Source organism: Kitasatospora sp. NPDC058406 (assembly GCF_042722765.1).
Taxonomy (GTDB): Bacteria; Actinomycetota; Actinomycetes; order Streptomycetales; family Streptomycetaceae; genus Kitasatospora.
Map to the genome: position 1 here is coordinate 39,291 of NZ_JBHXKE010000025.1, position 18,623 is coordinate 57,913.

Below are 18,623 nucleotides of genomic sequence, written 5' to 3' on the forward strand. Positions count from 1 at the left end.
CCCCGTCGTTGGATCAAGCCCAGTTCCGCCCGACCGTCCCATTCGCCCGGGGAGCCCGGAATGCCGCTCAACCGCCTACCGCTCAGCAAGGGCCGCGACCTCGTCCGCACGGCCGGCGACCACGCCTCCGACATGTTCGCGCCGCTCACCGTCATCGGCCGTGGCATGCGCCACCACGTCGCCTGGGCCAAGGCCCGCTGGCAGGCCACCCCCAAGGAACGCCGCGGGCCCACCGCGTTCCTGGTCGCCGCCATGCTGCTCGGGATCTACCTACTGCCGCACGGCCTGCTGTTCGCCCTGGTGGCCCTGATGGCCAGCGCCGCCTGGGCCGGCCGGGGCCCCCGGACGCCCCCCGGCCCGCCCGAGCCGGACGTCGCCGACGTCAAGCTCGGCGCGCTCTACGCCGCCCTCACCCCGTACCTGTCGGGGCCGGACGACCTCAACCCGCTCTACCGTCACGAGGGCGGCTACCAGGACGCCTTCGGCGGCTGGGAGTTCGACGGCGAGGGCCGGCTCTCCCGGCTGGAACTGGTCTACCCCGCCTACTTCACCGACACCGAACCGGCCGCCCGGGCCCGGGTCGAGCAGGTCGTCCAGGGCAAGGCCGGCCGCGCCCGGGAGTACCGCTTCGACTGGGACGAGGAGTCCAACAAGCTGCGGATCGCCGCGCTGGCGCCGCTGCCCACCGACATCGCCGCCCAGCGGTTCGTGACCGCGCCCGGCGAGATCGTGCTCGGCTTCACCGACGGGGACGGCAGCGCCCGGACCATCCCGGTCCACCAGGGCGGCGCCGTCACCCAGCAGCCGCCGGTGATCTGGCGCACCGGGCCGCGCTCCGCCGAGCCCCACCTGCTCGCCCTCGGCGTGAGCGGCTACGGCACCTCCAGCCTGATCCGCTCGGTCGCCCTGCAGGCGCTGCCCTACGCCGACCTGGTGGTGATCGACGGCGCCGGCACCGGCGAGCACGCCTGCCTGGTCAACCGCCCCGGCGTGCACACGGTGGAGACCAGCCTGCACGGCGCGCTGGCCGCGCTGCAGTGGACGGCCCAGGAGACCGAGCGCAGGCTCGGCGCCCTGAACGCGGCCCGGCACGCCGGCGTCGCCCCGCCCGAGGACGTCGTCCGCCCGCTCTGGCTGCTGCTCGACCACCCGACCGAGCTGAGCGAGCTGGCCCACGCCGAGGGCCGCCCCGACCCGCAGGACCTGCTGGAACTGCCGCTGCGGCACGGCCGGGCCGCCCGGGTCACCGTCGTCGTCGCCGACGACGTCGAGGCCCGGGACCGGATCACCCCGAGCGTCCGGGCCACCACCCGGGCCCGCGTGGTGCTCGGCCCGACCGGCCCCGCCGAGGGCCACGCCGCGCTCGGCACCCCGCTGGACATCGCGCCCGCCGCACACGCCCCCGCCGGGCGCGGCTACGCCCGGATCGGCACCGGCACCCCGGTCCGCCTCCAGGTGCCGGCCACCGTCGACCCGCTGGACGAGGACGCGCCCGCCCAGCTGCGGGACGCGGTGATCGCCCTGCTGCCGCACCGCGACACCCGCACCGAGGCCGCCGCCCCGGTCGAGGCGCCGCCGCGCCCGGACGGTCCGCCGACCGTGCCGGTGGAGCTCGACGCGGACCCGCGCGCCGGGGTGGACCTCGCCAAGGGGCCGTCCGCGCTACGCTTCCGCCCGCTCGCCTGACCCGCTCGGTCCGGGCCGCCGGGCCCCTCCGGCGGGTCCGGCCCACTCGGCCGGGCGGGCGGAACGTGAGGGCTTCGGGAGGGGCGGCGCATGCCGCCGGTTCCCGCCCCGGTACGCTCGTCCGGGAAAGGCCGACCGATCACCAGATGTGAAATAGGTGACACCTGGGGTGATATCACCGGCCAGATGTGACAAATCGGGCGCCGGTGGGTACAAACAGGGGCGGCACGACAGACGACGCATGTCCCGGGACGGGAATCTTCGTCGGAAGCCGAGCGTTGACCGAACGACGAAGAACAACGACCACTAGTCCTGTGGGCCATAAGCCCGGGAGGCACGATTCATGAGCGAGCGAGCTCTCCGCGGCACGCGACTCGGGGCCACTAGCTACGAGACCGACCGCGGTATCGATCTGGCTCCGCGCCAGACCGTCGAGTATGCATGTCAGAACGGACACCGATTCGAGGTTCCTTTCTCGGTCGAGGCGGAGATCCCCTCGGCGTGGGAATGCCGCTTCTGCGGCCAGGAGGCGGTACTCCTCGACGGTGACGAGCCTGAGGAGAAGAAGACCAAGCCGACGCGTACCCATTGGGACATGCTGATGGAGCGCCGGACGCGCGAGGAGCTGGAGGAGGTGCTGGCCGAGCGGCTGGCCGTGCTCCGCTCCGGCGGGATGAACCTCGCGGTGCACCCGCGGGACACCCGCAAGAGCGCCTGACCCCGCTCCCGCGGCCCGGCGGGAGCACGCGAAAAGGGACCCTGGCCTCCAGGGTCCCTTTCGCGTTGCCCGCATCCTGCCCGGAATCGCCTCGGAGCTCCCCGGGAAGCCCCCCGGGGTGGGGCCACGGCCGCCGGGGGCGTGCGAGCCCTCCGGCGGCCGTGCGGCCGAGGCCGAGCCGGTCAGCCGTTGATCGGCGGGCGGTAGGCGGTGTCCGGGCCCTGCGCGTCGCGCGGGCCGCTGCCCGGCTCCACGACCTCGCCCTGGATCACCTTGCCGTCCGGGCGGTGGATGCGCAGCTGCTCCTGGAGCCGCATCGCGTCCGCGAACGGGTCGGCGCCGACCGAGGAGGTCGAACGCAGCGCCTTGTCCGCGAGCCGGCGGCCGGCCGCCCGCCAGAGCACCCGGGTCGGCGGGAACAGCAGGGTGAGCGCCAGGGCGTCCGAGAGGAAGCCCGGCACGATGAGCAGCAGGCCCGCCAGCACCGTGAGGCTCGTGCCGGTCTGCGCCTGCTGCGACTGCGGGTCGCGGCTCTGCTCGATCGCCGCCGACAGGGCCTTGAGTCCGGCCCGCTTGATCAGCGAACCGCCGATCACCGCCCCGGCGATCAGCAGCAGGACGACGGTCAGGCCGCCCAGCCAGGATCCCACCTGGACCAGCAGCCAGATCTCCAGGACCAGCCAGGCGGTGACCACCAGCGGCAGCACCCGCCGGAGCTTCGAGCGCGGCGCCGGACGGGCGGGGGTAGCTTGCTGGGTCACGGTACGAATCCACTCCTAGCGGTGCTCTGCGCGCCGCACGGGAGGTCCGGACCGGCTACGGCACCAACTGCTCCAACGATCGCCCGTCGGCCGGTGTTCCGTCGGTCCGCGCGCCGGCCTCCGGACGCCGGCGACGGGTGACCAGTACCGCCCCGCCGCAGGCCAGCAGGCCGGCCAGGGCGAGCGTCCACTCGGGCGCGGCGCCCAAGCGGTTGGCGACGGTCGTGCCGTCGCGCAGCGGGACGGTGGCGGACAGCTCGGCGGCGGTCAGCTCCTCGGTCCGCTGGACGACCGTGCCGTCCGGGGCGATCACCGCGCTGATGCCGCTGGTGGCGGCGATCAGCACGGCCCGGCCGTGCTCCACCGCGCGCAGTCGGCTCATCGCCAGCTGCTGTTCGGGCTGGCCGGTCCTCGCGTAGGTGGCGTTGTTGGTCTGGACGACGAGCACCCGGGCGCCCTGGTCGACGGTGTCGCGGACGATCTCGTCGTAGGCCACCTCGAAGCAGATGACGTCGCCGATCCGGGCCGGGCCGAGCTGCATCACGCCGTTGTGGTCACCGGGGTAGAAGTCGCGGGCGACCCGCTGGAGCCGGGTGATCACCTTGGACAGCTGGTCGCGGAACGGCACGTACTCGCCGAACGGCACCGGGTGCTGCTTGGTGTAGGAGGCGCCGGGGCCGGTCCTCGGGTCCCAGACGATGCCCTCGTTCTGGACGTGCTGCTCGTCCGGGCCGTCGACCAGGGTGCCGACCAGGGTGGGCACGCCGATGGCCTTCACCGCCTCGTCGATCCGCCGGTAGGCGAGCGGGTCGCTGAAGGGGTCGAGGTCGGAGGAGTTCTCCGGCCAGATCACGAGGTCGGGCTTCTCGGCGCGGCCGGCCGCGATGTCGGCGGCGAGCTTCTCGGTGGCGGCGGCGTGGTTGTTGAGGACCATCATCGGGCGGCCGAGGAAGTCCATGCCGGGGTTGGGCACGTTGCCCTGGATGACGGCGACCTTGACGGTCTCGGCGGGCGCGGTCGGCACGGGCACGAGGAAGCCGGCGAGCATCACGGCGACGGCGCCGAGGAGCCCGGCGGCGGCCGGGCGCGGGTGCCCGGCGCGGCCCCGGCCGGGCAGCCGCAGGACGGCCCAGGCGAGCAGGGTGCCGGAGAGGGCGACCGCGAAGGTCACCAGCGGGGCGCCGCCGAGCGCCGCCAGCGGGGTGAAGGGCGTGGCGGTGTTGGCGAAGGCGAGCCGGCCCCAGGGGAAGCCGCCGAGCGGCAGCCGGTCACGGGCCCACTCCTGGGTGATCCAGAGGCAGGCGCCCCAGAGCGGCCAGACGGGCAGCCGGGAGGTGACCGCGAGACCGGCACCGAGGGCGGCCAGGAACAGCGCCTCGACGACCGAGAGGCCGACGGTGGCGTCCCAGCCGATCACCCGCAGCCAGCTGAGCAGCATCAGGAAGAACGGCAGTCCGAAGGCGAAGCCGGTCCAGGCACCCTGCCGCACGGTGCGGCCCCGGGTGAGCAGGGAGAGCGCGGCGACGCCGAGCAGCGAGAGCGGCCAGAGGTCGTACGGCGGGAAGGCCAGGGCGAGCAGGAGCCCGGCGAGCACGGCCAGTGCGGTGCGGGGCAGACCGGCCCGGACCTTGGCGAGCCCGCGGACGGCCCGGCCTTCGCGAGGGGTCCCGTCTGGGGTCTCGGATGCGGTCCCGGACCGCTCCGGGGGGACGGGCATGGCCACCGTCGCACCATCTCTCTCGGTGCCGCCGCGGAGGTGCACGGACGGCTGTTCGGACGCTGTCCGAAGAAGGTACCCCGTCAGGACACCGAACCGTGAGGTGAGGGTCGCTTCGTACCGCTTCAGCGCGGGCCGTAGCGGACCTCGCGCAGCGGCCAGTCGGCGTCGAGCCAGGCGGACACGGCGCGGTACAGCGGGGCGTCCAGCTCGGCGCGGTCGGCGCGGACCCAGGAGCTGACCTTGGTCACGGCCGGCTCCTCGCGGTCCGGGTAGACGTAGACGCAGCCGATCACGGCGTCGCCGGGGACCTCGCGGACGGTGTAGGTGAAGCCCCTGCGGGCGGCGAAGTCGGCGGCGTGCCGGCGCAGGTCGGCGAGGTTGCGGTCGAGGGGCATGCCCTCGACCGGGGGCCAGTGGCCGTGGCCGAAGCCGGGGGTGGCGCGGATGTGTTCGATGCTGCCGCTCCAGGCGGCGTGGTCGGCCTCGTTGTGCTGCTCGCCGAGGGGCTCCAGGCGGAACCCCTCGGCGCGCAGCTCGCGCGGCACGGCGAAGCCGGCGGGGACGAACGCGGGTGCGGTGGTGTGATCGGTCATGCCGGTCACGCTACGGGCCACACCGCGCCACGATCATCCGCTTTTCACTCGGCGGCGCGGTAGACCGTGCGGCCGAGGACCACGGTGCGCAGGCAGACCGGCAGCGGACGGCCCGGGGTGAGGTCGGGCAGACCGGGGGTGCCGGAGCGCGGGTCGGTGGACCAGCCCGCCACCCGGGAGTCCGGCGCCTGGACGACCAGGTCGTCGGCGGCCCAGATCGCGTAGCTGGCGACGGCGCCGGGGACGAGCACGCCGTCGTGGTCCCGGCCGATCGCGCGCCAGCCGCCCCGGGTGTGGGCGGTGAAGGCGGCCCGGACCGAGATCCGGTGCTCCGGGGTCCGGTGGAAGGCGGCGGCCCGGACCGCCCCCCAGGGGTCGAGCGGGGTGACCGGGGCGTCCGAGCCGAAGGCGAGCGGCACGCCGACCCGCAGCAGGGCCGCGAAGGGGTTGAGCGCGGCGGCGCGCTCGGCGCCGAGCCGCTGGACGTACATGCCCTCCGGGCCGCCCCAGGCGGCGTCGAAGGCCGGCTGGACGGAGGCGGTGAGACCCAGCTCGGCGAAGGCCGCGACGGTCTTGTCGTCCAGCGCCTCGGCGTGCTCGACCCGGTGGCGCAGCGCCCGGACCCGCCCGGCGCCGACCCGTTCCCCGGCCGTCCGGACGCCCTCGACCACGGCGGCGACCGCGGCGTCGCCGATGGCGTGGAAGCCGGCCTGGAGCCCGGCCGCGGTGCAGGCCGCGACGTGGTCGGCGACCTGCTCGGCGGTCAGGTACGCCGTCCCGGTGTGGTCGGCGTCGGCGTAACTGGCGTGCAGGCAGGCGGTGTGCGAGCCGATCGCGCCGTCGACGAACAGGTCGCCGCCAGCGCCGACCGCGCCGAGCCGGCGGGCGGTCTCCACGCCGCGCTCCCCCAACTCCCCCCAGTAGCCGAAGACCTCGGGGCCCTCGCCCCCGGCGGCCAGCGCGAGCAGGGCGGCGAGGTCCTCCTCGGAGGAGATCTCCGGACCGGCGCACTCGTGAAGCGCGCCGATGCCGAGTTCGGCCGCGCGGGCCAGGGCGGCGCGCTGGGCACGGGCGCGCTGCTCGGGGGTGAGGCGGGCCAACGCGGTCTGCCGGACGGCGTGGTGGGCGTCGCGGGTCAGCGGGCCGTCGGCGTGGTGGCCGGGGCGGCCGGCGAGGTCCTCGGTGAGCTCGCGCAGCGCGCTGGTGGCGAGGGCGGAGTGCACGTCGGTGCGGGAGAGGTAGACGGCCGCGCCCCGGGCGGCGGCGTCCAGCTCGGCGAGCGTGGGCGGGCGGCCCTCGGGCCAGCGGGTCTCGTCCCAGCCGTGGCCGATGAGCACGCCGCCGGGCACGTCCTGGGCGTCCACGAAGGCGGTGAGGGAGTCGAGGGCCGCGGCCAGCGAGGCACTGCCGGTGAGGTCGAGCCCGGTGAGCGCCAGCCCGGTGGACGTGGCGTGCACGTGGGCGTCGACGAAGGCGGGGGTGACCAGGGCGCCGTCCAGCTCGACGATCTCGTCGGCGGTCTGCGCGTAGGCCTCGGCGGCTCCGTCGCTGCCGACCCAGGCGACGTGCCCGCCCTCGACGAGCATGGCGGTGGCGAAGGGGTCGGCGGGGCTGTAGACGGCGCCGCCGCGCAGCAGGACGGTTCGTGGGCCCCTCCTGCCCGCGGGCGGGCCAGGAGGGAGGGTGCGTTCGGTCATGCGGCCTAGTCTGCACCTCCCCGGAGCCCGCTCAGAGCTTCGGGGGGCGCGCCTCGTAGGGGGTCGAGAGCACGACGGTGGTACGGGTGGAGACGCCGGCGGCGCTGCGGATGCGGGCCAGCAGGTCCTCCAGGTCACCGGGGGCGCCGACCCGGACCTTGAGGATGTAGTTCTCCTCGCCGGCGACGCTGTGACAGGCCTCGATCTCGGGCAGGCCGGCCAGCCGTTCGGGCGTGTCGTCCGGGGAGCTGGGGTCGAACGGTTTGACCGAGATGAACGCGGTCAGGGCCAGGTCGACGGCGTCCGGGTCGACGATGACGGTGTAGCCGCGGATGACGCCGCGCTGCTCCAGCCGGCGCACGCGCTGGTGCACCGCCGAGGTGGACAGGCCGGTCGCCTTGCCCAGGTCCGTGTAGCTCATCCGGCCGTCCTGGAGGAGCAGCTGGACGATGCGTTGGTCGAGATCCTCCACAAGGCGCAAACCTACCCCCTCGGGGGCGCACGCGGTGCCGGGGCGGGCGCACGCGGAGTCACCCGGGGCGCCACGGGGTGTCATACAGGCACATGCCGGGCGAATGTGGCGGACGACACACCCGGTGCATCACAGTGCGCCCGGCCGCAGGATTATGAGTCCGCGTCGGCGGGAAGTGCTGGTTGTGGCCCCGGGCGACCACGCCGGGCCCGATCCGAGGGGGATCACCATGCGCGTAGCCGACCACCGCCCGACGGGCGCGGACGACTCCCACGATACGAGCGACCGCGAGGACCTCGCGGTCCCCTACGACGCCGCGCCCGGGGTGGACCCGGGCGAGGCCGACACCTGGGAGATCTTCCGGGTGCACTGCCCGGAGTGCCGGCGTCCGATCGCCCTGGTGGGCGACGAGGAGCGGCTCCCGCAGCACGCCGTCCTGCCGACCGCCTGGCACCCCTTCTCCCCCGCGCTCTGCCCGGGTTCGGGCGTGCCGTCGGACGACCTGGCCGAGGTGGACGCCGCCGAGGACGCGGAGCCGACCGGTCTGGAGGCGCTGCTCGCCCTGCCCTCCGAACTCGACTGGCGCACCCAGCCGTTCTCCCACGCGATGGTGCACCGCCCGGTCCGGGTGGAGCCCGCCCCGGCCATCCCCGAACAGCGCAGCCGACTGACCCGGCGCTGAACGACCGCGCCCCGGGCGGCCGTACGCCGAACCACCGCATCCTGAACGGCGGCTTGTCCGAACGTCGTTGACGGGACCTCAGAGGAAGAGACACCTCCGGGCGTCGCTCCGCACCCTGGAGCGACGCCCGGAGGCCGTTCACGGGCCGCCCCCGCTCAGCCCTTGGTGAGGTGGCGGCCGATCACCAGGCGCTGGATCTGGTTGGTGCCCTCGACGATCTGCAGCACCTTGGCCTCGCGCATGTACCGCTCGGTGGGGAAGTCCTGCGTGTAGCCGTAGCCGCCGAGCACCTGCACGGCGTCCGTGGTCACCTTCATCGCCGCGTCGGTGCAGAACAGCTTGGCCATCGCCGCCTCCTTGGAGAACGGCAGCCCGGCGTCGCGCTTGCGGGCGGCGGCCAGGTAGAGCGCCCGGCCGGCCTCGATCTGGGTGGCCATGTCGGCGAGCAGGAACGACAGGCCCTGGAAGTCCGCGATCGGGCGGCCGAACTGGCGGCGGGTGCGCGCGTAGTCGACGGCCTGGTCGAGCGCGGCCTGGGCGACGCCGACCGCGCAGGCCGCGATGCCGAGGCGGCCGGAGTCGAGCGCGGCGAGCGCGATCTGGAAGCCCTGGCCCTCACTGCCGATCAGCCGCTCCCGGGGGACCCGGGCGCCGTCGAAGTGCAGTTGGGCGGTCGGCGAGGACTTCATGCCCATCTTGTGCTCCGGCGGGGCCGCCGACAGCCCGGGCTGGGTACCGGGCACCAGCAGGCAGCTGATCCCGCGCGCGCCCTCCTCGCCGGTCCGGACCAGCGAGCTGTAGAAGTCGGCGTGGCCGCCGTGGGTGATCCACGCCTTGGTGCCGCTGACCACGTACGCGTCACCGTCCAGGTCGGCGCGGGTGCGCAGGGCGGCGGCGTCGGAGCCGGACTGCGGCTCGGAGAGGCAGTAGGCGCCGAGCTGCTCGCCGGAGAGCATGCCCGGGAGCCAGCGGTCGCGCTGTTCGTCACTGCCGAAGGTGGCGAGCGCGTGGCAGGAGAGCGTGTGGACGCTGACGCCGAGGCCGACGGCCAGCCAGCCGGCCGCCAGCTCCTCCAGCACCTGGAGGTAGACCTCGTAGGGCTGCTCGCCGCCGCCGTGCCTCTCGTCGTACGGGAGCGAGAGCAGGCCGGCCTCGCCGAGCGTGCGGAAGACCTCGCGCGGGAAGCGGCCGACGGCCTCGTCCTCGGCGGCGCGCGGCTGCAGCTCGCGCTGGACGAGGTCCCGGGTCAGGCTCAGGAGCTCACGGGCCTCCTCGCTCGGCAGCTGGCGGTCCACGGCTTTCGCAGGGGAGGGGGTCATAGCGGCTGGTCGCCTCCTCGATCTGGCACCGGGCCCCGGGAGTGGTGGGCCCCGCGCGGGGTGTGGCAGGTCGGCCCGACCGGCACCGGATTGCGGTGAACGGCCGTTCACATACGTGGCGAAGTGAGTATGCCCGATCACGGCGCTGCCGTCACGACCTGCCTTCCCTCACTGTCCGTACCGGCGCACGGCCCCCCGTAGGGTTGACGTTGTGGCTTGTTCCGAGACCCCCGCTCCCCCTGTAGAGGGGCCCCGCACGCCCGCTCCGGACCTGGCCGGCCTGGCCGCCGGGCTGCGGGCGCTGCCGCCCTCCTGCGGGCCCGTGCGGCTGGTCTCGGTGGACGGCCACGCGGGTTCGGGCAAGACCACGTTCACGGACCGGCTGGCGGCGGCGCTGGGCGGGGCGCCGGTGGTCCACCTGGACGACCTGGCCACCCACGCCGAACCGTTCGGCTGGACCGGGCGCCTGCGCACGCAGGTGCTGGAGCCGCTGGCGGCCGGGCGGGACGCCGCGTACGAGGTCTACGACTGGACGCTGCGCCGGTTCGCCCGCACCGCCGCGGTGCCGCTCGCGCCGGTGGTCCTGATCGAGGGGGTCGGCGCCGGGCGGCGCGCGGTGCGGCCGTGGCTGAGCCGGCTGATCTGGATGGAGCTGGACGCCGCGGCGGCCCGGCGGCGCGGCGAGGAACGGGACGGGCCCGGACTGGCCGAGTTCTGGGAGGGCTGGGCATCGGCCGAAACCGCACATTTCGCCGACGACCCGAGCCGGCCGTTCGCCGGAAACCTGGTCGACGGAGTGACCGGACGGATCGCGCCGAGCACGTTCGGTGAACCTTCAACAAGCGCTTGACCTGCGGTATCTCCAGGAATTAGGTTCTCCCACGTTGCCGGGTTCGTTGAATCCGCAACCTCGGACCCGGCATCCCCGGCTTGTTCCCCCGTGAGCCGGGGGTGCCGTCCGTCATTCCTCCCCCGGTCCCGGCCACCGTCCAACGGCCGCACCCCCGATCGCATTTGACATCGTGCGGCACCCTTCCGGATCAGCGCCGCGCCGGTACGATTCCTGGCAGGCGCATAGGCGCCCCGGGGGTTGACGACCACCGGCCGGCTCCGCACATCGCCCCGCCGGCCGAGCCCCGAGCCACACCGCGGGGGGCGTGAGTGACGACGGTGGAGAGTTCCGACAGCAACAACGCGGGCGGCACGGCGCCGGACCGGCTCGCCGACCGTGCCTGGCTCCGTGCCATGGACGCCTACACGGCCGGCGCGTACTCCCGGGCCGAGGAGGAGTTCCGCGCCGCCGTGCGACTGGACCCCGGCATGGCCGACGCCTGGCTCGGCCTGCACGCGCTGCGCAGCGACACCTCCGGCGCGCTGCTCGCCATGTACCGTTACCAGAAGCGGTTCGGTGAACAACGCCGCCGGCACGGCCGGCCGCTCAGCTCCTGGTACTGGCTCGGCTGGTGGGTGCAGCCGGTCCTGGAGAACACCCGGGACCTGGCGCTCGCCCACGCCTCCCACTGGCTCGACGGGCGTCACCTCACCGAGCTGGACCAGGCCCTGGAACAGTGCCCGGCCCCCGACGACGACCCGTGCGCCCGGTTCCTGCACGCCTGCCGGTCCTACCTCCTGAAGGACTGGGAGCAGCTGATCAGGGACACCGACCGGCTGCTGGACGACCCGCTGCTCGGCATCGAGGCCGGACTCTTCGCCGGCATGGCGCGGGTCCGGCTGGACATGTGCGCGCAGGCCCAGGGGCCGCTCGCCGCCTCGCTCGCCCGCTGCCGCTCCGAGCAGCCGCAGCGCAAGGAGCTGCGGTACTGGCTGGCCCGCTCGTACGAGGGCGCCGGGCGCAGCGCGGCCGCGTTACCGCTCTACCGGGCCGTCCACCGGGCCGATCCCGCGTTCATGGACACCGCGGCCCGGCTCACCGCGATCTCGGCGGAGGACGGCGTCGCCGACGCGCTGCTGGAATCCGGCGCAGCGGGCGGGCTCGGCCGCGAGACGGGCCGCGCGGGCGGCCCGGAGGACGGGCTGGATCCCCTGGATCCCCCGGGTTCGCCGGGCTCCGTGGAGGCGCTGGACGCGCTGGACCCGACGGGGCTCGACCCCGTCGGCTACGGGGCCTTCGGGCCGGACCCGGTCGGCGCGGAGGCTCCCGGCCCGGGCGGTCCCGGCGTCGAGGGGCTCGGCGGCGACGGCCTCGCCGGCGGGAGTCCGAACCCGGCGGGTGTCGGCGCGGAGGGGCCGGGGCCGGCCCTCACCGGTCCCGACGGCCCTGGCGGTTCGGTTGCGGATGTTCCCGGCCCGGACGCCGAGCCCTACCCCGCGGCGCCGGCCGCGCCCGCCACCGCGGGGACCGGCACCGACAACAGACCCGGCAGCGGGCCCGGTTCCACGGCGGGCGGCGGGCGCTCCGGTTCTTCGGCCGCTCCGCAGCCGGCCCCGGCCGCGCCGGCCGCCCCCGCCCCGGCCCGGGGCGAGGCGCTCCCCCGCACCGCGAACGCCTTCACCACGGTCGAACGCGAGGACGACCGGGGCGACTTGGACGCGGCCCTGGCCGAACTGTCGCAGATGGTCGGTCTGGAGCCGGTCAAGCGGCAGGTCCGGGCGCTCTCCGCACAGCTGCGGATGGCCCGGCTCCGCGCCGAGCAGGGCCTGCCGGTCCAGCCGCCCAAGCGCCACTTCGTCTTCTCCGGCCCCTCCGGCACCGGCAAGACCACCGTGGCCCGGATCCTCGGCCGGGTCTTCCACGCCCTCGGGCTGCTCTCCGGCGACCACCTGGTCGAGGCCCAACGGGCCGACCTGGTCGGCGAGTTCCTCGGACAGACCGCGGTCAAGGCGAACGAGCTGATCGACTCCGCGCTGGACGGCGTGCTCTTCATCGACGAGGCGTACAGCCTCTCCAACTCCGGCTACAGCAAGGGCGACGCGTACGGCGACGAGGCGCTCCAGGTCCTGCTCAAGCGCGCCGAGGACAACCGTGACCGGCTGGTGGTGATCCTGGCCGGCTACCCCGAGGGCATGAACCGGCTGCTCGCCACCAACCCCGGCCTCAACTCCCGCTTCACCACCCGGGTCGACTTCCCCAGCTACCGCCCCGGCGAGCTGACCGCGATCGGCTCGGCGCTCGCCGGGCGGGACGGGGACGGCTGGGACGAGGACGCCACCGAGGAGCTGGCCTCGATCTGCACCCACGTGGTCCGCGAGGGCTGGATTGACGAGCTGGGCAACGGCCGGTTCATCCGCACCCTGTACGAGAAGTCCTGCGCCTACCGGGACCTGCGGCTCACCATGCTGCGCGAACCGCCCGGCCGCGAGGACCTGGCCACCCTCCGGCTGCCCGACCTGGTCCAGGCGTACGGGGAGCTGATCGACGGCCGGAGCTGAACCGGTACCGGGCAGGCTGCGGGCAGGCACCGGGCCGGGGCGACCGGCCGGGCGAGCCGCCCCGCCCGGTCCGGTCACCGGCGGCCCGCTCAGCCCGCCAGCACCTTCGCCTCCAGCTCCGGGTCCAGCCCCACCTTCGGCCGGTCCGGGCGCTGCGGCGCGGTGCCGCCGATCGCGGTCAGCCAGGCCCAGGTGTCGGCGACGGTCTCCGCCACCGGGCGGCAGCGCAGCCCGGCCGCGACCGCCTTGGCGACGTCGGAGCCGTGCATGGTGTCGTACAGCTCGCCCGGCGGGATCCAGACCGGCAGGTGGCTCCACGGCTCGACGCCGGCCGCCAGGATCGGCGCGGGCTCCGTCCAGCGCAGCTCGGCGTCCGCGCCGGTGGCCGCCACACAGGCCTCCAGCAGCTCGCCCATGGTCGCGTGCCCCCTGGGGCCGACCAGGTCGTACGGACCGCCGAGGCCGGCCGCCAGGGCGTCCAGCGTCCAGGCCGCGAGGTCGCGGGCGTCGATGTACTGCACGGCGAGGTCGCGCGGCCCGGGGGCCAGCACCGGGCCGCCGCGGGCGATCCGGCCGAGCCACCAGGGCAGCCGGCCGATGTTCTCGTACGGGCCGAGGATCAGTCCGGCCCGCACCAGCAGGGCCCGGTCGCCGAACGCGTCCAGCACCGCCAGCTCGCCGCCCCGCTTGGCCTGCGGGTACGCCACGTCACCGCCGTCGTCGGGCGAACCGTCGACCACCGGCGCGGTCTCGTCCGCGCCGGCCGGGGCCGGGTAGGCGTACACCGAGCGGCTGGACACGTACGCGTACCGGCCGACCCGGCCGGCCAGCAGGCGGGCGCTCTCGCGCACCGCCGACGGGGCGCCGGACCAGGTGTCCACCACGGCGTCCCACTCCCCCTCGGCGAGCGCCGCGAGCCCGCCCCCGGCCGTCCGGTCCCCGTGCCGGACCTCGGCCACCCCCTCCGGCGGAGCGTGCGTCCCCCGGTGGAAGACCGTCACCTCCCACCCTCTCGCCACCGCGTCCTCGGCCACGGCCCGACCGACGAACTCCGTCCCACCCAGCAGTAGAAGCTTCATGCCGCCCACCCTGCACAGAGGGTGGGCGGCATGGGAACAGTCGCACGCTCAGAGCGGAATCGCCCTGAGCGAAAGGGCCGGGCCGAAGGCCGGGGCCGGCTACGCCGCGGAGCGGTGGTCCGGGTCGTGGACCTCGCCGACCAGCTCCTCCAGGACGTCCTCCAGCATCACCACGCCGAGCGTCCGCCCGTCGGCGTCGAGGACGGCCGCCAGGTGGCAGGCGGCCCGGCGCATGGCGCCGAGCGCGTCGTCCAGCGGGAGCGTGCCGCGCACCACCGTGATCGGCCGCCAGAGGCGGGCCGGGACCGGCGCGGTCGGGTCCTCGACGTCCAGGATGTCCTTGAGGTGCAGGTACCCCAGGTAGCCGTGGCCGGCCGGGTCGCCGTCGGCGACCGGGAAGCGCGAGAACCCGGTGCGCAGCGCCAGCTCCTCGATCTGTGCGGCGGTCACCTTGGTGTCCACGGTGACCAGCTGCTCAGGGGTGAGCAGGACCTCGGTGACCGGGCGGCGGCCCAGCTCCAGGGCGTCCTCCAGACGTTCCTGGCGGCCCTCGTCGAGCAGGCCGGCGTCCCGGGAGTCGACGAGCAGGTACATCAGCTGCTCGGTGGTGAAGACCGACTCCACCTCGTCCTTGACCTCGACCTTGAACAGCTTCAGCACGCCGTTGGCGAAGGCGTTCAGGAACGAGATCACCGGGGTGAGCCAGCGGGCCAGGCGGTCCAGCGGCGGGCCGAGCCAGAGCGCGGCCTTCTCCGGGCCGGCCAGCGCGATGTTCTTGGGCACCATCTCGCCCAGCACCATGTGCAGGTAGACCACGACGGCCAGGGCGATGCCGTACGAGAGCGGGTGCATCAGGCCGGACGGGATGCCGATCGCGTGGAACGGCCCCTCCAGCAGGTGGGCGATGGTCGGCTCGGCGAGGGCACCGAGGCCCAGCGAGCAGACGGTGATGCCGAGCTGGGCGGCGGCGAGCATCGCGGAGACGTTGGAGAGCGCGTGCAGCACGGTGCGGGCACGCTTGTTGCCGGCCTCGGCGAGCGGCTCGATCTGGCTGCGCCGGACCGAGACGACGGCGAACTCCGCGCCGACGAAGAAGGCGTTGCCGAGGAGCAGCAGGACGGCGACGGCCAGTTGGAGCGCGGTCATCGGGTCCCGTCCTCGTCGTCGCCGAAGAAGTGGTGGTGCTCGGCGGTGCGTTCCACCCGGACCCGGCTGGTCCGGTGGCGGTCCACGGCCTCGACGGTGAACCGCCAGCCGGGCAGCTCGGTCTGCTCGCCCGGGGCGGGCAGCTTGCCGAGCAGGTCGGTGACCAGGCCGGCCAGGGTCTCGTACGGACCGTCCGGGGCGTACAGGCCGATGGCCTCCAGCTGGTCGAGCCGGGCGCGGCCGTCGGCGGCCCAGACGGGCTGTCCGTCGACCGGCGGCAGCGGCAGCAGCTCGGGGGTGTCGGCCGGGTCGTGCTCGTCCTGCACCTCGCCGACGATCTCCTCGACGATGTCCTCGACGGTGACCACGCCGGCGGTGCCGCCGTACTCGTCCACCACGATGGCCATCGGCTGGAGGCGGCGCAGCTGGTCGAGCAGCCGTTCGGCCGGGAGCATCGCGGGCACCAGCAGCGGCGGCACGGCCAGGTCGGAGACCCGGACCGAGGCGCGCCGGCCGGAGGGGACGGCGAGCGCGTCCTTGAGCGTGACGGTGCCGGTGACCTCGTCCAGGCTGTCGCTGTAGACCGGGAAGCGGGAGAGGCCGGTGGCGCGGGTCAGGTTGAGGACGTCGGCGGCGCTGGCGTCGTGCTGGAGCGCGGCCACGTCGATCCTCGGGGTCATCACGGACTCGGCGGTGAGGTCGCCGAGGCCGAGGGTCCGCACGAACAGGGTGGCGGACTCCTCGTCTATGGCGCCGGCCCTGGCCGAGTGACGCGCGAGCGAGACCAGCTCGGCAGGGGTCCGGGCGTGGCCCAGCTCCTCCTGCGGCTCGATCCCGAAGGCGCGGACCATCCGGTCGGCCGAACCGTTCAGCACGCTGATCAGCGGGCGGCAGACGCGCGAGAAGGCCATGTGCGGCGCGGCGACCGCGCGGGCCACCTGGAGCGGCCGGGAGATCGCCCAGTTCTTCGGGACCAGCTCACCGATCACCATCTGGACCACGGTGGCGAGCACCATGCCGATGATCACGCCGGTGCCTCGGGCCGCGCCCTCGGGCAGGCCGACGCCGGTGAGGACGGGCTTCAGGAGGACGGAGAGCGCCGGCTCGGCGAGCATGCCGACCACCAGCGAGGTGACGGTGATGCCGAGCTGGGCTCCGGAGAGCTCGAAGGAGAGGTGCCGCAGGGCCTTGGAGACCCGGCCGGACTTGGCGTCCCCGGCCTCGGCGGAGCGCTCGACGGCGCCGCGCTCGACGGTCACGAAGGCGAACTCGGCGGCCACGAAGAGGCCGTTGGCGAGGATGAGCAGAAGGGCTGCGAGCAGCAGCAGCCAGGCGGTGATCACAGTGCCGCCTGCCTTCCGAGGGTCGGAAGTTGGGCGGCGTAGGTACTACCGGACGGATCGTCCATGGACGGGGGGTTTCACTCCTCAGGTCGTTTTCGGGCAGGACAATGCCTTTGCCCCGCTTTTACCAGCGTAGACGATACCCGTGCGCATGTCGGATCCGTGTTCGGACCCGCGAAGGGCGTGAAGGGGCGAAGGGCGGTGCGAGGGGGCGGAACGGCGGCTCGGCGGCTCAGTGGCCGCGGCGCTCGACCAGGTCGCGCAGCGCGCGGGCGTCCGCGATCGCCTGGGCCTTGCCCACACCGGACTGGATGCCGACGGCGGCCAGCGAGGAGCCGTCCGCGAGGTCGAGCGTGGCCCACGGGTCGCCCTGGCGGAAGTTGACCCGGACGATCTCGGCCCAGGCCAGGCGACGGCTGCGGACGAAGTTGACCACGGTGACGCCCTCGGCGTCGGCCCTGACCCGGGGGCGGGCCAGCATCAGGCCCACCGAGGCGAAGAACACCCCGCTGGCCGCCATCATCAGCCGGTCGTTGAACTGCCAGTTCGCCGGCAGCGCGACCGCCATCACGGCGAACAGCACCACCAGCAGCGCGCAGACCGGCAGCAGGACGGCACGGGTGCGGCGCGGGGCCCAGGTGACGGGGAACTCGGCGGTGGTGGACACGAGGGGCTCCGGGGTGGTTCGACGGCTGGTGCGGGGAAGGGGCGGGGACGCGTACGGCGTCCCCGCCCCATTCAACCGGTCCTTACCTGCGGGGCCGCAGGCGGCAGGCGGATCAGAGACGGCAGGCGTGGATGTTGGTGACCAGGATCGCCCGGGCGCCGATGCTCCACAGGTCGTCCATGATCCGCTGGGCCTCCTTGCGGAGCACCATCGCGCGGACGGCCACCCAGCCCTCGGTGTGCAGCGGGGAGACGGTCGGCGACTCCAGGCCCGGGGTGAGACCGACGGCGGCGCCGACGTTCTCGGCGCGGATGTCGTAGTCCATCAGCACGTAGCGGCGGGCCACCAGGACGCCCTGCAGACGGCGCAGGAACTGGTCGACGGCCGGGTCCTCGCCGGCGCCCTTGGGCCGGATCACCACGGCGTCGGAGACCAGGATCGGCTCACCGAACACCTCCAGGCCCGCGTTGCGCAGGCTGGTGCCGGTCTCCACCACGTCGGCGATCACGTCGGCGACGCCCAGCTGCACCGCGGTCTCGACCGCGCCGTCCAGCTTGGTGACGGTGGCCTTGACCCCGTGGTCGGCGAGGTGCTGCTCGACCAGGCCGGTGTAGGAGGTGGCGATCCGCAGACCCTCCAGCCCCTGCACGTCCTGGACGTCCACGCCCTCCGGGCGGGCGAAGCGGAAGGTGGAGCCGCCGAAGCCGAGGGCCAGCACCTCCTCCGCGTTGGAGTGCGAGTCCAGGAGCAGGTCACGGCCGGTGATGCCGACGTCGAGGCGGCCGGAGCCGACGTAGACCGCGATGTCGCGCGGGCGCAGGAAGAAGAACTCGACCTGGTTGCCCGGGTCGACCAGCACGAGCTCCTTGGCGTCCTTGCGCTGGCGGTAGCCGGCCTCATGGAGCATCTCCGCCGCAGGACCCGAGAGCGAACCCTTGTTGGGAACGGCGATGCGCAGCATGGAGGTCTGTTCCTTACCTGTTGGGTGTGACGAAGGGGGTTACGTGCCGGACCGGTTCTAGAGGTACTTGTAGACGTCGTCGAGCGTCAGCCCACGGGCGACCATCATCACCTGAAGGTGGTAGAGGAGCTGGGAGATCTCCTCGGCGGTCTGCTCGTCCGACTGGAACTCGGCGGCCATCCAGACCTCTGCGGCCTCCTCGACGACCTTCTTGCCGATCGCATGGACGCCCTGCTGGACGAGCTGCGCGGTACGGGAGGACGAGGGGTCGCCGGTGGCGGCCTTCTGCTGGAGCTCGGTGAAGAGCTCCTCGAATGTCTTCGAAGCCATGATGGACTCACCTTACGGCGTGCGGGCTTACGGGCGGTAAACGGTCCCGGACCGTGGAC

At 74.2% G+C, this 18,623-nt stretch carries 17 protein-coding genes; 5 read left to right on the plus strand and 12 right to left on the minus strand.

What is annotated here, in order from left to right; all coding sequences use genetic code 11:
- Positions 1 to 60: 60 nt before the first annotated feature.
- Together ACFWOG_RS07730 and ACFWOG_RS07735 are read left to right on the plus strand one after the other, a co-directional pair.
- Entirely contained in the window at positions 61 to 1,686 is a 1,626-nt protein-coding gene (locus ACFWOG_RS07730; protein ID WP_380355818.1) for a hypothetical protein, read from the plus strand.
- A gap of 343 nt (positions 1,687 to 2,029) precedes the next feature.
- Complete coding sequence (locus tag ACFWOG_RS07735; protein ID WP_030396357.1) at positions 2,030 to 2,404, plus strand: RNA polymerase-binding protein RbpA; 375 nt, start codon at positions 2,030 to 2,032, stop codon at positions 2,402 to 2,404.
- 182 nt (positions 2,405 to 2,586) lie between these two features.
- Here ACFWOG_RS07735 and fxsA read toward each other — a convergent pair whose 3' ends face one another.
- The 5 genes from fxsA to ACFWOG_RS07760 all read right to left on the minus strand — a co-directional run bounded on the left by fxsA (position 2,587) and on the right by ACFWOG_RS07760 (position 7,647).
- Positions 2,587 to 3,165, minus strand: a complete 579-nt coding sequence (fxsA, locus tag ACFWOG_RS07740) for an FxsA family membrane protein (RefSeq protein WP_329952587.1) — start codon at positions 3,163 to 3,165, stop codon at positions 2,587 to 2,589.
- A 55-nt stretch (positions 3,166 to 3,220) separates the two neighbouring features.
- Positions 3,221 to 4,882: an apolipoprotein N-acyltransferase gene (lnt, locus tag ACFWOG_RS07745; protein ID WP_380355820.1), complete on the minus strand. Its 1,662-nt coding sequence runs from the start codon at positions 4,880 to 4,882 to the stop codon at positions 3,221 to 3,223.
- Between the two features lie 125 nt (positions 4,883 to 5,007).
- Positions 5,008 to 5,478, minus strand: coding sequence for an N-acetyltransferase (locus ACFWOG_RS07750; protein ID WP_380355822.1), 471 nt, complete (start codon positions 5,476 to 5,478; stop codon positions 5,008 to 5,010).
- Between the two features lie 44 nt (positions 5,479 to 5,522).
- Positions 5,523 to 7,175, minus strand: coding sequence for an amidohydrolase (locus ACFWOG_RS07755; RefSeq protein WP_380355825.1), 1,653 nt, complete (start codon positions 7,173 to 7,175; stop codon positions 5,523 to 5,525).
- A 31-nt stretch (positions 7,176 to 7,206) separates the two neighbouring features.
- A complete protein-coding gene (locus tag ACFWOG_RS07760; protein ID WP_329884219.1) occupies positions 7,207 to 7,647 on the minus strand; it encodes an Lrp/AsnC family transcriptional regulator in 441 nt (146 codons plus the stop codon).
- A gap of 229 nt (positions 7,648 to 7,876) precedes the next feature.
- Here ACFWOG_RS07760 and ACFWOG_RS07765 point away from each other — a divergent pair, with 229 nt between their 5' ends.
- Positions 7,877 to 8,329 carry a hypothetical protein gene (locus ACFWOG_RS07765; RefSeq protein ID WP_329884217.1) on the plus strand — a complete coding sequence of 151 codons (453 nt, stop codon included), beginning with the start codon at positions 7,877 to 7,879 and terminating at the stop codon, positions 8,327 to 8,329.
- 155 nt (positions 8,330 to 8,484) lie between these two features.
- On the opposite strand, the gene ACFWOG_RS07770 is transcribed toward ACFWOG_RS07765, so the two are convergent.
- The gene (locus tag ACFWOG_RS07770; protein WP_355405854.1) at positions 8,485 to 9,648 is read right to left on the minus strand and encodes an acyl-CoA dehydrogenase family protein; all 1,164 of its coding nucleotides are present in this window, start codon (positions 9,646 to 9,648) and stop codon (positions 8,485 to 8,487) included.
- 211 nt (positions 9,649 to 9,859) lie between these two features.
- Between ACFWOG_RS07770 and ACFWOG_RS07775 the strand changes: the two genes are divergently transcribed.
- Both ACFWOG_RS07775 and ACFWOG_RS07780 read left to right on the plus strand, forming a co-directional pair.
- The gene (locus tag ACFWOG_RS07775; protein ID WP_380355829.1) at positions 9,860 to 10,498 is read left to right on the plus strand and encodes a uridine kinase; all 639 of its coding nucleotides are present in this window, start codon (positions 9,860 to 9,862) and stop codon (positions 10,496 to 10,498) included.
- 395 nt (positions 10,499 to 10,893) lie between these two features.
- Entirely contained in the window at positions 10,894 to 13,038 is a 2,145-nt protein-coding gene (locus tag ACFWOG_RS07780; protein ID WP_380355840.1) for an AAA family ATPase, read from the plus strand.
- A gap of 89 nt (positions 13,039 to 13,127) precedes the next feature.
- On the opposite strand, the gene ACFWOG_RS07785 is transcribed toward ACFWOG_RS07780, so the two are convergent.
- From ACFWOG_RS07785 to ACFWOG_RS07810, 6 genes are all read right to left on the minus strand, one after another.
- On the minus strand, positions 13,128 to 14,117 hold the full coding sequence (locus ACFWOG_RS07785) for an NAD-dependent epimerase/dehydratase family protein (protein WP_329884211.1): 990 nt from the start codon (positions 14,115 to 14,117) through the stop codon (positions 13,128 to 13,130).
- Positions 14,118 to 14,216: 99 nt separating this feature from the next.
- On the minus strand, positions 14,217 to 15,263 hold the full coding sequence (locus ACFWOG_RS07790; protein ID WP_380355832.1) for a hemolysin family protein: 1,047 nt from the start codon (positions 15,261 to 15,263) through the stop codon (positions 14,217 to 14,219).
- Entirely contained in the window at positions 15,260 to 16,606 is a 1,347-nt protein-coding gene (locus ACFWOG_RS07795; protein ID WP_380355835.1) for a hemolysin family protein, read from the minus strand. The genes ACFWOG_RS07790 and ACFWOG_RS07795 overlap by 4 nt, the downstream gene beginning before the upstream one ends.
- A gap of 232 nt (positions 16,607 to 16,838) precedes the next feature.
- A complete protein-coding gene (locus ACFWOG_RS07800) occupies positions 16,839 to 17,273 on the minus strand; it encodes a PH domain-containing protein (protein WP_329884205.1) in 435 nt (144 codons plus the stop codon).
- A 112-nt stretch (positions 17,274 to 17,385) separates the two neighbouring features.
- A complete protein-coding gene (hisG, locus tag ACFWOG_RS07805) occupies positions 17,386 to 18,234 on the minus strand; it encodes an ATP phosphoribosyltransferase (RefSeq protein WP_329884203.1) in 849 nt (282 codons plus the stop codon).
- A gap of 57 nt (positions 18,235 to 18,291) precedes the next feature.
- Positions 18,292 to 18,564 (minus strand): phosphoribosyl-ATP diphosphatase, encoded by a 273-nt coding sequence (locus ACFWOG_RS07810; protein ID WP_030306151.1) that lies wholly within the window; start codon positions 18,562 to 18,564, stop codon positions 18,292 to 18,294.
- Between the last annotated feature and the right edge of the window lie 59 nt (positions 18,565 to 18,623).

What these genes read in the sequence shown, in the direction of transcription:
- ACFWOG_RS07730 (WP_380355818.1), top strand. Translation starts at nt 61, where the DNA reads ATGCCGCTCAACCGCCTACCGCTCAGCAAGGGCCGCGACCTCGTCCGC.
- ACFWOG_RS07735 (WP_030396357.1), top strand. Translation starts at nt 2,030, where the DNA reads ATGAGCGAGCGAGCTCTCCGCGGCACGCGACTCGGGGCCACTAGCTAC.
- lnt (WP_380355820.1), bottom strand. Translation starts at nt 4,882, where the DNA reads ATGCCCGTCCCCCCGGAGCGGTCCGGGACCGCATCCGAGACCCCAGAC.
- ACFWOG_RS07750 (WP_380355822.1), bottom strand. Translation starts at nt 5,478, where the DNA reads ATGACCGATCACACCACCGCACCCGCGTTCGTCCCCGCCGGCTTCGCC.
- ACFWOG_RS07755 (WP_380355825.1), bottom strand. Translation starts at nt 7,175, where the DNA reads ATGACCGAACGCACCCTCCCTCCTGGCCCGCCCGCGGGCAGGAGGGGC.
- ACFWOG_RS07765 (WP_329884217.1), top strand. Translation starts at nt 7,877, where the DNA reads ATGCGCGTAGCCGACCACCGCCCGACGGGCGCGGACGACTCCCACGAT.
- ACFWOG_RS07770 (WP_355405854.1), bottom strand. Translation starts at nt 9,648, where the DNA reads ATGACCCCCTCCCCTGCGAAAGCCGTGGACCGCCAGCTGCCGAGCGAG.
- ACFWOG_RS07780 (WP_380355840.1), top strand. Translation starts at nt 10,894, where the DNA reads ATGGACGCCTACACGGCCGGCGCGTACTCCCGGGCCGAGGAGGAGTTC.
- ACFWOG_RS07785 (WP_329884211.1), bottom strand. Translation starts at nt 14,117, where the DNA reads ATGAAGCTTCTACTGCTGGGTGGGACGGAGTTCGTCGGTCGGGCCGTG.
- ACFWOG_RS07790 (WP_380355832.1), bottom strand. Translation starts at nt 15,263, where the DNA reads ATGACCGCGCTCCAACTGGCCGTCGCCGTCCTGCTGCTCCTCGGCAAC.
- hisG (WP_329884203.1), bottom strand. Translation starts at nt 18,234, where the DNA reads ATGCTGCGCATCGCCGTTCCCAACAAGGGTTCGCTCTCGGGTCCTGCG.
- ACFWOG_RS07810 (WP_030306151.1), bottom strand. Translation starts at nt 18,564, where the DNA reads ATGGCTTCGAAGACATTCGAGGAGCTCTTCACCGAGCTCCAGCAGAAG.